Origin of the sequence: Pantoea sp. BS_8 (assembly GCF_041954965.1) — a bacterium.
GTDB classification, from domain to species: domain Bacteria; phylum Pseudomonadota; class Gammaproteobacteria; order Enterobacterales; family Enterobacteriaceae; genus Pantoea; species Pantoea stewartii.
Genome location: NZ_JAVAXU010000001.1, coordinates 1,068,416 through 1,080,617 on the forward strand (window position 1 = coordinate 1,068,416; position 12,202 = coordinate 1,080,617).

The 12,202-nt window shown below is 50.2% G+C and carries 9 protein-coding genes; all 9 read right to left on the reverse strand.

Annotated features, from left to right (window positions below; genetic code table 11):
- Positions 1-49 precede the first annotated feature (49 nt).
- Positions 50-952 carry a dTDP-4-dehydrorhamnose reductase gene (rfbD, locus tag RAC65_RS04895; RefSeq protein ID WP_110268236.1) on the reverse strand — a complete coding sequence of 301 codons (903 nt, stop codon included), beginning with the start codon at positions 950-952 and terminating at the stop codon, positions 50-52.
- Positions 952-2,037, reverse strand: coding sequence for a dTDP-glucose 4,6-dehydratase (gene rfbB / locus RAC65_RS04900; protein ID WP_375096426.1), 1,086 nt, complete (start codon positions 2,035-2,037; stop codon positions 952-954). Before rfbB ends, rfbD begins: the two co-directional genes overlap by 1 nt.
- Positions 2,038-2,177: 140 nt before the next feature.
- Positions 2,178-3,254: a UDP-N-acetylglucosamine--undecaprenyl-phosphate N-acetylglucosaminephosphotransferase gene (gene wecA / locus RAC65_RS04905; protein WP_110268234.1), complete on the reverse strand. Its 1,077-nt coding sequence runs from the start codon at positions 3,252-3,254 to the stop codon at positions 2,178-2,180.
- A gap of 484 nt (positions 3,255-3,738) precedes the next feature.
- Entirely contained in the window at positions 3,739-4,752 is a 1,014-nt protein-coding gene (gene galE / locus RAC65_RS04910; protein WP_033740479.1) for a UDP-glucose 4-epimerase GalE, read from the reverse strand.
- Between the two features lie 49 nt (positions 4,753-4,801).
- Positions 4,802-5,698, reverse strand: coding sequence for a UTP--glucose-1-phosphate uridylyltransferase GalF (gene galF / locus RAC65_RS04915; protein ID WP_006119858.1), 897 nt, complete (start codon positions 5,696-5,698; stop codon positions 4,802-4,804).
- 268 nt (positions 5,699-5,966) lie between these two features.
- Positions 5,967-7,307 carry a lipopolysaccharide biosynthesis protein gene (locus RAC65_RS04920; protein ID WP_033740483.1) on the reverse strand — a complete coding sequence of 447 codons (1,341 nt, stop codon included), beginning with the start codon at positions 7,305-7,307 and terminating at the stop codon, positions 5,967-5,969.
- Entirely contained in the window at positions 7,304-8,527 is a 1,224-nt protein-coding gene (locus RAC65_RS04925; protein WP_058702658.1) for a glycosyltransferase, read from the reverse strand. The genes RAC65_RS04920 and RAC65_RS04925 overlap by 4 nt, the downstream gene beginning before the upstream one ends.
- 4 nt (positions 8,528-8,531) lie before the next feature.
- Positions 8,532-9,794 carry a colanic acid biosynthesis pyruvyl transferase WcaK gene (wcaK, locus tag RAC65_RS04930; protein WP_058702657.1) on the reverse strand — a complete coding sequence of 421 codons (1,263 nt, stop codon included), beginning with the start codon at positions 9,792-9,794 and terminating at the stop codon, positions 8,532-8,534.
- A gap of 150 nt (positions 9,795-9,944) precedes the next feature.
- Positions 9,945-12,155 carry a phage tailspike protein gene (locus RAC65_RS04935; RefSeq protein ID WP_033740488.1) on the reverse strand — a complete coding sequence of 737 codons (2,211 nt, stop codon included), beginning with the start codon at positions 12,153-12,155 and terminating at the stop codon, positions 9,945-9,947.
- Positions 12,156-12,202: the final 47 nt, after the last annotated feature.

Sequence of the window (12,202 nt, forward strand, 5' to 3'; positions counted from 1 at the left end):
TCTTTTATCTCTTTAAGCATAAAATGCCTGATATCAGGCATTAAATTAATTATTTATCTTTTTGCTGCATTAAAACTTCGTTTAACATACGCTCAACACCTGAGTACCATTCAGGTAAATTTAATCCAAATATATGTTGGAAATGGGAGTTATTGAGTCGAGAATTATAGGGGCGACGAGCCGGTGTAGGATAGGCGCTGCTTGGGATGGCATTTAACTTTTCGAGAGAAAGCATGATACCTTTGTTTCGGGCTTCATTAAAAACAAATGAAGCGTACTCATACCAGGTTGTTGTACCACTTGCAGCCAAATGATAAATGCCTGCGACTTCAGGTTTACGTAATGCCGTCTGAAGGGCATGGGCAGTGCAGTCCGCCAGCAGTTCTGAGCCTGTGGGGGCGCCAAACTGATCGTTTATAACAGAAAGCTCTTTTCTCTCACTGGCTAACTTCAGCATCGTTTTAGCAAAATTGTTACCATTTGCCGCATAGACCCAACTTGTACGTAAGATCAAAAACTTCTGGCAATATGCAGCTAGTGCATGTTCACCAGCAAGCTTACTGGCACCATAGGTGTTTACTGGACTGGTCAAATCAGTCTCGGTCCAGGCACAATCACCTTCACCTGAGAATACATAGTCAGTTGAATAATGAACAACCCAGGCATTTATTTTTTTCGCTTCTTTAGCAATTGTCTCAACGCAATGAGCATTGATTAGATATGCCAGACTGGATTCAGACTCTGCTTTGTCAACAGCAGTATATGCAGCTGCATTCACAATAATCTCGGGCTGGATTTGCTGAATTGTCTTTGCTATTTCATCTGGCTGACTTAAATCACCACAATAATTTTTGCTGTGTCTGTCCAATGCTATTACATTGCCTAAAGGTGCCAGAGCGCGCTGAAGTTCCCAGCCAACCTGCCCCGATTTCCCAAACAACAGGATATTCATTACTGGCGGTCTCCATAATTCTCTAAAATCCAAGTTTTGTAGGCACCGCTTTTAATATTATCAACCCATTGCGTATTTGCCAGATACCACTTCACCGTTTTACGTATACCGCTTTCAAAGGTTTCTAATGGCTTCCAACCTAATTCACGGGCTATTTTCCCTGAATCGATTGCGTAGCGGCGATCGTGACCAGGTCGATCTTTGACATAAATTATTTGTTCACGATATGATGTTTTTTTAGGTACGATTTCGTCCAATAAATCACATATAGTATGCACAACATCTATATTTTTCTTCTCATTGTGCCCACCGATATTATAAGTTTCGCCAATTTTACCCGTTTTAACGACGGTTAAAAGTGCTCGTGCATGATCCTCCACATATAACCAGTCACGAATCTGATCGCCTTTCCCATAAACGGGCAAAGGTTTGCCCTCAAGTGCATTTAAAATCACCAGAGGAATAAGTTTCTCTGGAAAATGGTACGGGCCATAGTTATTTGAGCAGTTTGTCACAATCACAGGTAAACCATATGTCCGTGACCAGGCTCTGACTAAATGATCGCTGGATGCTTTTGAAGCAGAATAAGGACTGCTCGGTGCATATGCAGAATGTTCGGTAAAAAGGGGCAAAGTTGAAATATCTTGCACCTCATCTGGATGTGGTAGGTCTCCGTAGACTTCATCCGTAGAGATATGGTGAAAGCGGAAATTAGCCTTACGGGATTCATCCAGTTGCATCCAGTATTTTCTGGCAGCATCAAGAATTGTATAAGTCCCCACAATATTCGTTTCTATAAAGGCTGCGGGGCCGGTAATTGAACGATCAACATGACTTTCTGCTGCTAAGTGCATAATTGCATCTGGTTGGTAACGTTTAAGGATAGTATCCATTTGATCGGCATTGCATATATCAGCATGTTCAAAATTATAGCGTTGATGCTTGCCAACATCTTTAAGAGACTCAAGATTACCTGCATAGGTTAGTTTATCAACATTAACTACGCTGTCTTGCGTATGTTCAATAATGTGTCGAACTACCGCAGATCCAATAAAACCGGCACCACCAGTAACTAGAATATTCACAATCGCTATCCAGAATTTATTCTTTTAAACATTCAGAAAAGATAATGACTATCCATTTCTAAATTTCATGAAAGTTATGTTAGGAGAAAATTACATCTAATAAAGTTTTCCGAACTATATAAATTTCACATCATTAGATTTTAAAATTTATCAGCCAATGCATTCGTATCATTTTGTTTAGCTAAACTAATTTGATTAACTCTATGAAATCGCGCTGAACGGTATATTATTCCATTAAATGAAAGGAATGCAGCAATAAAAAGCAGCAATTGCCAGCTGTCGCTTACGCCCAAAGAATCAAATGCAACGCCTGCTGCTGCCAGTATAGCTGCGAATATGACCATAACGACAAGTGTCCCGCGTCCAGTCAATCCTGCCCTCATGAGCAGATGATGCAAATGTTCCCGATCGGGTTTGAAAGGGCTATAGCCTCGACGGAGACGAGCAGCCATAACACGTGCCATATCCATGAGCGGAACGGCGATTAGCCATAACGCAGTCACTGGACGAATCACGGCTTCTGTGCCTTGTGTCGCCAACATTAATAGCCAAATTACTGTAAAACCTATTAAGGTACTTCCTGCATCACCCATAAAGACCTTAAATTTATTGCCCCAAGGAATGCCCAGATTGAGTAATATGTATGGTAAACATGCCGCCATCAAGCATGTACACCATAGGGCAAGAGGCGTGTTTCCGCCGATTTCAAACACGATTCCTAAGGCACCAAATGTGACGCACGACAAAGCTCCTAATAGTCCATCTATACCATCTACCATATTGAATGCGTTTACCGCGCCGATGACAGCAAAAAGCGTCACCGCATAACCAAAAATACCCAATACTAACTGAAAGCCGAAAAGCACATTTCCTAATGAATACAAGTAATAACCATTCCACATCATGATACAAGCCATCAATGCCTGAATCATGATGCGTGGCATTACCGGAAGATCAAAGCGGTCATCAAGGACGCCGACGACCAGCAGTACCGTGGCACAGAACATGTAGATGGTGAAATCAGGCAGCCAACCTGGCTGCATGATGTATAAAATCCATAGTGATAAGTAGACCGAAACGCCGCCAACTAAGGGAATGTGTCCTTTATGCTGCTTTCTGTCGTTAGGCTTATCGACCAGTCCGACTTTGCGAGCGACCTTGCGCGCAATGAATAGCAACGCGAATGCACTTAGAAAAACACAAACGATCTCTTGCATGTATGCACCACTGCTGAGTTGTCATATTTTAACCACGCTACCGCCCCTGGCTATCGCTACCACTTGCGTGAACATAGTTTTAGCCATCGTTAAGCATAGACTGCATTACAAAATGGCGTTGTCTTGCCCGGTTATTATTTTCGAGAACCTGGCTGAATCGATAAAAAACCTTACGATTCTCGTACTATCCTGGCTTTGAGACAAGGTTTAAAGCGCCACTTTTTGACAATTTTCTGATCACACAAGATTTGGCATCTGAAATCTGACCATTTAATCAACAGATTTTGTTTTCTGTGGCAAGCGGGATGGGTTGAAAGCGCCCTAGATTTTTGATTTATGGACAAAAAATAACTAAGTCCATTTTTTAACAGGTGAGTGCTTACAATGATGTGAACGGTTTAAAGACAATACAGGAACATCCCATACGTGCGGCTGCTTGTTAGCATCGAACGATATGGGATTTTACAAATGCTAATGAGTAATATTAACGAAACCCTTCCGGATTCTTCGACTGCCAGTTCCACGTATCGCGCATCATCGCGTCAATCCCCCGTGTCACACGCCAGTCCAGTTCACGGTTCGCCAGCGACGCATCCGCCCAGAACGCCGGCAGATCGCCATCGCGACGTGGTTTGATTTCATACGGAATCGGTTTGCCCGAGGCTTTTTCAAAGGCTTTGATCATCTCCAGTACGGAGAAGCCTTTGCCACCACCCAGGTTGTAGGCTTTATAACCTTCAATTTTGTCCAGATGATCCAGCGCTTTAAGGTGGCCTTCCGCCAGGTCAACGACATGAATGTAGTCACGCAGGCAGGTGCCGTCTGGCGTATCATAGTCACCGCCAAACACACCGAGCTTATCCAGACGACCGATAGCGACCTGAGCAATATAGGGCAGCAGGTTGTTTGGAATGCCTGATGGATCTTCACCGATCTCACCCGATTCATGCGCGCCAACCGGATTGAAGTAGCGAAGCGCAATGGTTTTGAACTTCGGCTCGGCTTTGGCAAAATCACGGATAATGAATTCGACCATCAGCTTGGAGGTGCCGTACGGGCTGGTCGTCCCCCCAATCGGGGTAGTTTCAACGTAAGGTACCGGCGCGTTAGCGCCGTAAACGGTGGCAGAGGAACTGAAAATGAAGTTCCAGACGCCGGCGTTACGCATTTCTTCCAGCAGAACAACGGTACCGGCAACGTTATTTTCGTAATATTCCAGCGGCATACGCGTGGATTCACCCACCGCTTTAAGTGCGGCGAAGTGAATCACGGCAGAAATACGGTGAGAGGCAAACAGGTCGCGCAGGCAGGCGCGGTCAAGGACATCACCTTCAATAAAGGTGGCTTTCTTGCCGGCGAGTTTCTCAACACGGTTAATCGCCTCACGCGAGGCATTGCACAGATTATCCAGGACGACGACGTCGTCACCGCGCTCCAGCAGCGCCAGTACGGTATGAGAGCCGATGTAACCCGCGCCGCCTGTAACCAAAATTGCCATCTCAACTTCTCCCTTTCTGCCGCGTTAACCGCGGCGAATTATACAGTGATTACTTCGCCAGAATATGCTTGATCGCTTCGCGGAAATCACGGCCCTGCGCATTGTTTCGTAAACCGTACGAGACAAATGCCTGCATGTAACCCAACTTGCGTCCACAGTCAAAGCTGTGCCCGGTCATCAGGGACACATCGACCGTTTTTTTCTTGCTCAGGCTGGCAATCGCATCCGTTAACTGAATACGTCCCCATGCGCCCGGTTCGGTACGTTCCAGTTCTGGCCAGATATCGGCAGAGAGGACGTAGCGCCCTACCGCCGCCAGGTCTGAGTTTAACTCAGCCGGATGCTCTGGTTTCTCAACGAAGTTACTGATGGTGCTGACGTCGCCCGGGTTTTCCAGCGGTTGTTCCGTCGTGATCACAGAGTATTCTGACAGGTCATAATCGGTCAGATGCTTCGCCAGAACCTGGCTATGACCGGTCTCTTCAAAACGCGCCACCATGGCCGCCAGATTATAACGTAAATGGTCAGCGGTAGAATCGTCCAGCAGGACATCAGGCAGGACGACAACGAACGGGTTATCGCCGATCATCGGGCGGGCACAAAGGATGGAGTGCCCCAGGCCCAGTGGCTGCGCCTGGCGTACGTTCATGATGGTCACGCCTGGCGGACAAATTGACTGTACTTCACTCAACAGCTGACGCTTCACGCGCGCTTCAAGCAACGCTTCAAGTTCGTACGTTGTATCGAAGTGGTTTTCCACCGCATTTTTGGACGCATGGGTGACCAGCACAATCTCTTTAATACCTGCAGCTACGCACTCGTCAACGATGTATTGAATCATTGGCTTGTCCACAACAGGCAGCATCTCTTTCGGAATGGCTTTGGTCGCCGGAAGCATATGCATGCCGAGACCCGCAACCGGGATTACTGCTTTAAGCTTGGTCATATTTATTCCATCTAATGAAGTGAAGACATGCGTCAATTATGCCGGATGGACCGGAAAAGGAAGTATAATCTTTATCTGAAAAGCCCACACTAACTCGCTGTGAAATCTTACAAATTCGGGATTTTCCCTGGGTTTTCGCCGTTTGGAAATAAAGCGCAATCCCGCAGACAAGCGAGTCTCTGGCGGTCTGAATGCAACGCCCTTTGCCCTTTTTAAGGCCAGCCATAAAACGACACAGGCGACCCAAAGTCGCCCGTGATAATGACACTTACAGCCACTGTTCAAACCATTCCGGCATCACGAAAAGGTTGAAGTGATTGACCAGCAGCATCAGTCCCGCAAACAGCACGGAGACCGACACCCACTGTCGGGCATAGGGTATAAAACGAATGCCAATGACCGGTTTAATAAAGAACGGATGCGCCAGGGCGGAAATTAACACCTGCGAAATCGACAGCGTCAGCGCGACATAGAGGACGTTCGGCCAGATAAAGGTCGTGGCCAGCACCGCCACCACCACCAGACTCGCGACGATGTTCCAGTAGAACTCCACGTTGGTGCGACCATTAGCCTGGGAAATAGCACCAGTCAGACCGCCCATCGGGCGCAGCATGCCAAACAGCAGCATCAACGGAATGAGATGGTAAACCTGCTCATGTGAGGCACCATACAGCACGCGAACAATGACGGGTGACAAAATACCAATAGCCAGATACATCGCGCTGCTGAACAACATAATCACCAGCGTGCCCTTGAGGAACAGTTTCTTCAACTGCTCTGGATCGTGCTGCTTCTCGGCAAAGCGCGGCAGCGCCAGGCGGTTAATCACGGGCGACACCAGCTTGAGCGGTTGCAGCACCAGCTCTTTCGCCAGTGAGTAAACACCGAGCATGTCAGCGCCCATCACTTTCCCCACCACCAGCGCATCGGCCTGGGTGCGTAACTGGTTAATCGTCTGCGAACCGAGCTGGTAAATTCCGTAGCGTACCGCGTTAAAAAAGGTCTGTTTGTCGAACTCCAGCGTAGGCCGCCAGGACTTCTCTCCAAGCGCAATCATGCACAAAATACGGGTGAACGCATTGATAAACAGGCCCAGAATCGCTGCCGCGACGGTGAGCGACGTAAACTCCAGCATGGCGACAACACACAGAAAGGCGAACAGCTTCGTGCCCATCTCAATTTTCGCCAGCGAAACCATGCGTTTGGTTTTGATATAGTGCGCCTGATACTGAGACAGATGACCGAGCACCAGGAAGTTGAGACTGGTCAGCATAATCAGTCCGGTTAACGCCGGAAGGTGATAGAACCAGGCAACCGGGAAAGCAATGCCCAGCATAACCAGGCCGGTACAGAAACTAATACCGACGTTAACCCAATAGATCGTGCTCTGCTCGCGGCGCGTGATGTCCTGGCGGTGTACCAGATAGCTGCTCATTCCCATGTCCTGCAGGACACCCGCCACCGCCAGAATGGCGTTGATGATGGCCAGCAGCCCCAGTTCATGGGTTTCGAGTTTACGGGCGAGAAAACTCAGTTGCGCGACCTGCAGTACGGCTGAAAAACAGGTGCTGCCAAACAACCAAATCGCCTGTGACTTTATTCCACTCAAACCATTTGCTCCAGAATCTGTGCCAGCTCGCGGTAGGCGATATGCTGATTAAACTCGGTTTCCACTTTCTGTCTGGCGGCCGCAACAACGGGGGCAACGTCTACCTCGCCCTGGGACAGTTTCAGTAAGGTGTCGGCCAGCGCGTCAGCGTCATCTTCTTTGACCAGCCAGCCGGAAACGTTGTTTTCGATAAGTTCAGGAATACCGCTGTGGAAGGTGGAGACCACCGGCAGCCCAACCGCCATCGCCTCCATCAGCGCGACAGGAATACCTTCCATGTCGCCATCGGCGGCGGTTTTTGACGGCAGCAGGAAGATATCGGCATCACTCAGCGCCTTACGAATCTCCTCCTGCGGTTTAAAACCTGGCATGGTGACGCAATCCTGCATCGATTCGTTCGCAATGAAGTCACGCATCATCTTGTCCTGATCGCCGTTACCAATAATCGTGTACTGGAACTGACCGCCGCGCTGCTTAAGCATGGCGCTGGCTTTGACCGCGACATCCAGGCCTTTCTTCTCAGTCAGGCGGGCGACAGACACGATACGCAGCGGCGTGTGAAAACCGTCGCGCGGCTGGAAGTTGAATTTCTCTGGCTCGATGCCCATACGGGTCACGTGAATCTTTTCGGGCGGGCAGCCCATTTCGATTAACTTGTTTTGCCACAGATGGCTGATCGGTAGCATCAGCTCGCTCTGCTGAAACAGGTTGCGGTAATCCTGCTTGTGCTCGTCAAGAATGTGACGACGCGAAATATCCGCGCCGTGGAAAACGGTGGCCTGTTTGCCCTTCAGAATACCCAGTTCGCGGAGTTTATTTGCCAGCGCACCGGCATAGCCGAAGTGCACCAGGAACACATCCGCTTCATAGGTCTGACGCGCATTGGCGACAATGGCGGGAAGCAGCAGTTTGCTTGATTGTGCGCCATAGCGGCGCACGTTAAGCGAACGTAATAAGGATGCCCGGGTGATTTTAGGCAAAACGAGTTTCAGGCGTTGTCCCAGCTTGTCCGTCAGCGACACTTTTTCTTCTGGCAGCATGTAGTGCGTTTTTGCTGCCAGGCCGTACTCATCAAACGCGCCATGCCGGTTGACCAGATCCCCCGGAAATACCGAGATAATCTCAACGTCATAGCCCGCATCAATAAAATGAGTGACCTGGTTCAGAACAAATGTTTCAGAGGCAACCGGGAAACGCATCGTGAAAAAAGTCAGTTTCATCACATCATCCTATTACGTTTAGAATCTCTTCAGTGATTCGGTTACCCACTTCCCTTTCGTGCGCCACGGCAGCAGCAACGTTTTGCTTGATCGCGTCGTAGTCGGCCAGGACGCTCTGCACCTTATCGATCAGGGAACCGTCCATCAGGCTCTGCACATCGGTCGCCATCTGCGGCAGGCCTAACTGATTCATGACGCCCATGGATTTGTGCTCATAGTTAATCGCTACGGCAGGCGTGCCGAAGTTCATCGAGATAATGGCAGAGTGCAGACGGGTACCAATGGTGAGATGACACTCGCTGAGCAGCACACCCAGTTCCAGGTCATTAAACTCGTCCATCACGACGTGATAATGCTCAGACTGTTGCACGTGGTCACGCAGGGTCAGCGCGACCATGCGGTCATCTTTGGCGTAGCTGTCGATACCGGTGCAGGTAGACAGGGCGACGACCTGATAACCGCTCGCGATCATCGCGTTAATCACCCGGCCAAATGCGGCTTCATAGTCTTGCTGCGTGACGCCCAAACGCTTATCAAAGGGGGCCAGTTCGCGTACCGTGATGGCAATGGTTTTACGCGAGCGGATCACGCTCTGCCAGTGTTGCAGGCTGTGGCTGGGATTTTCCACTTCACGGGCACGAACCAGAAACGCGGTATCCACACCGGCCACCACTTTCGAGCTGGTAACGCCATCCCGCTTCATCAGATCCAGACTGACCGATTCACGCAGAATAAGCTTGTCCACCCGATCAAACACAAAATTTGCCAGTTGGTTGGTGCGCGCATTCTGGAACGGACCGACCGAGTGACCAATCAGGTAAATAGGTTTTTTAGCTAACAGAGCACAAAGCGTATGGTCAAACTGCGTTACGCCATAGAGATCGACAAAAAATGAGCCGCCTACCTGGATGATGGCATCATAATCCTTCAGACTTTCCGTAAAGGCTTTAAGGTGCGGCGGCACGGAAAATGACTTGTAAGGACCGCCTTTACCCAGGTGTGCCATCATGATGTTGGGCATCAGGCGGTTCGCTACCTTACGTTTGACTGAGCCAATCAGGCCCTTCCCCGAGGAGTTGTTATGCAGGAACAGCTTGTCCTGCTGAATATGTTGCTGAAGCAGATAACCGGAGCTGGTTGGATAACGGCTAATCACATCAATATCGACATCGTTGCGCGCGGCCTGAATTGAATCAATCAGCCCACGCAGAATCGCGCCATCCCCACGATTCCCACAGGTATGGTTACCCACCAATAAAATTTTCATAAAAACTCCGAATTAAATTTTTTCTAATTCTGACAACCGCCCAGTTCCGAAACGGGCAAAATGAACACTGATAAAAAACAGCAATAACGTGCACGCCAACAGCCCAGATCCTGTTGGCCCTGGCTGCCGCTAAGGGCAGCCCTCTCTCAATTACGCTTTAATGGCAAAATAGGGCAAGGCAACGGTTTTACCGTTAATGACCACCGACACGAAACCTTCTGGTTTACGGGTATCCACGTTGTCAGCCGACAGCGCGCGGGAAGCCAGCAGGAGATCGCCTTGCTCATTTGCGCCGACGCCCGCTTTGCCGTTGTGCAGACTAAAGCGCTGCGGTGCAGCATGGCTGCCACTGTCGGGCGTAGCTTTAGCCATTTTGGCATCGACCCGTGCGCAGCGGCCGGTCACAAAACGGTCCTTCGCGGTGCTTTTGATCATGATGGCAGCAGAAGGCGTCCAGCCTGCCAGCCTGATAAAGACCTGTGTATCGGTGTCCGTTTTCGCCACGTAACGCACGTCCAGCACCGGGCTGCTGCCTTCCGCTGACCAGCTGGCTTCAGCGTGATCTTTCTTACGCTGTACATGAATCACCGCGCGACCACCGGTGTTTCTGCCGTCGATCAGATTCATCAGCGGTTCGCTGTCCGTGCCGTTGTTAAACTGCGACTGGCCGAAGACCTCGATTTCCCACGAGTCACCGACAGTAGGAGAATAAAGGTTAGCCAGTTCGTACCACACGGGCTGACTGGTGTTGTTTTCCAGCAACCAGCGCGAAGTGAGATAGTTGTATTTCAGGCTGCCATCAATCGCGACGCCGTAGGATTCAACGCGGGTCGATCCCATCTCCCAGGCGCTTAACCAGCGATCGCCCTGCTCTGAGTTATCAATCCAGCTCCCCGACTGCAGGTTGGTCTGGCGCGTATTCAGGCGCGAGTGCCAGGCGATAAGCGGGTTTTTGCAATCTTCCAGACTGAGCGCATCAATAATCCACTGACCATTGGAGATATCGCCGGGATTGTCGCAGTGTTCAATCCAGCCGTTATGAATCAGCGACTGACTGCAGCGCGGCAGATTCAGGACCTTGCCACCTTTACAGTGCTGCGCATTGAAGTTGGAAAGCTCAATCGCCGTGCTGTGATCCCAGTTGCCCTTCTTCTGTCCTGACCAGCCGGCCTGAATGACATCACCGGTACAGGCCGAGGCGTACCACTGGTCAATTTTACAGTCCAGCGTATCCAGCAGGCTCAGCGCGGTGCCACCAACGTTGTTGAAACGCAGACAGGCCCCCCGGAAGAATTGCCCTCCCGGACAGGTATTGCGGAACAGGCCCTGCCTATTCGGCTTCGTATCGGTATTGCCATTGAAAATCAGGTTGGAGATTTCCACCCAGCGGGCGCTGACCTCAAACACAAACGGGGATTGACCATCAGAAACGATGGTGGTCGCCGGGAAGTAGCCGAAGTTGACCATGGCCCCGGAGATACGGAAAAAGCGACGCTGTTCTTCGCCAAAGTCACAGCCTGTCACGAAGAAGGTGCCTGCCGGGAACTGGACACAGATAGGCTGATCGCTCTGTTGCGACCACTGATACATGGCTTTAATGGCGGGCGCGCTGTCGGTTTTGCCGTCGGCGATCGCGCCGAAGTCAAACAGCGACAGCCGGTTATAGTCATCCACCACGCGCCGCCAGTGAAAGCCGTCGCCGCTGAAAATCACGCCCTGATCGTCCTGAGCGGGTTGAAAACTGCCAACAAACTCGCCCCCGCCTACTTCCAGGCCGGGATGCCAGCTCTTCAGCTTAATCTTTGCCCCTTCAAACAGCGGCCGCGTTTTACGCAGATCATCGACAGAAGGAATTTCCCCGATGAGCTGATAACCGGCAGGCTGCGCCAGACGCTGACTAAAAGCGGCCTGACCCGGCTGACTGACATCCGGAATGTTGAATACGGTCTGTCCGTTGCTGTCCTCCAGTGCCATGGCGTGCGACGGATTAGCGATAAGCGCCGCATTGTCTTTGACGAACTGATCAAAATTGCCTTTGTTCAGCGTAATCGGCTGGGTGATTTGCGCCAGATTGCCGTTGGCATCGCGCAAAAAGACCGGAATCTGGTTACCGGGCTGGCGGGCATCGCTGCCTGCTTTGCCAATCCACAGCTTCCCCTGAAAATTTTGCCAAAACTGCGGTGGCATGGCGTACACATTTTCAGGGGTAAGAATGGGAACATCCCCTTTCGGGATCGCCGTTGCATCAACCGATTTCAGCGCCAGACCTGTATTTTTGGCGGCGTAACTGGAAAACGTGCTCACGGAAAGCGCACCGACAAGGGCGGAGGCTGCGGTTTGCAAGACTTCTCTTCTTTTCATGCAGTAAATCCCGTCGTCATGAAGGCTATAAACTCAGCCATAAAAGG

What these genes read in the sequence shown, in the direction of transcription:
- rfbD (WP_110268236.1), bottom strand. Translation starts at nt 952, where the DNA reads ATGAATATCCTGTTGTTTGGGAAATCGGGGCAGGTTGGCTGGGAACTT.
- wecA (WP_110268234.1), bottom strand. Translation starts at nt 3,254, where the DNA reads ATGCAAGAGATCGTTTGTGTTTTTCTAAGTGCATTCGCGTTGCTATTC.
- galE (WP_033740479.1), bottom strand. Translation starts at nt 4,752, where the DNA reads ATGGCAATTTTGGTTACAGGCGGCGCGGGTTACATCGGCTCTCATACC.
- galF (WP_006119858.1), bottom strand. Translation starts at nt 5,698, where the DNA reads ATGACCAAGCTTAAAGCAGTAATCCCGGTTGCGGGTCTCGGCATGCAT.
- RAC65_RS04925 (WP_058702658.1), bottom strand. Translation starts at nt 8,527, where the DNA reads ATGAAACTGACTTTTTTCACGATGCGTTTCCCGGTTGCCTCTGAAACA.
- wcaK (WP_058702657.1), bottom strand. Translation starts at nt 9,794, where the DNA reads ATGAAAATTTTATTGGTGGGTAACCATACCTGTGGGAATCGTGGGGAT.
- RAC65_RS04935 (WP_033740488.1), bottom strand. Translation starts at nt 12,155, where the DNA reads ATGAAAAGAAGAGAAGTCTTGCAAACCGCAGCCTCCGCCCTTGTCGGT.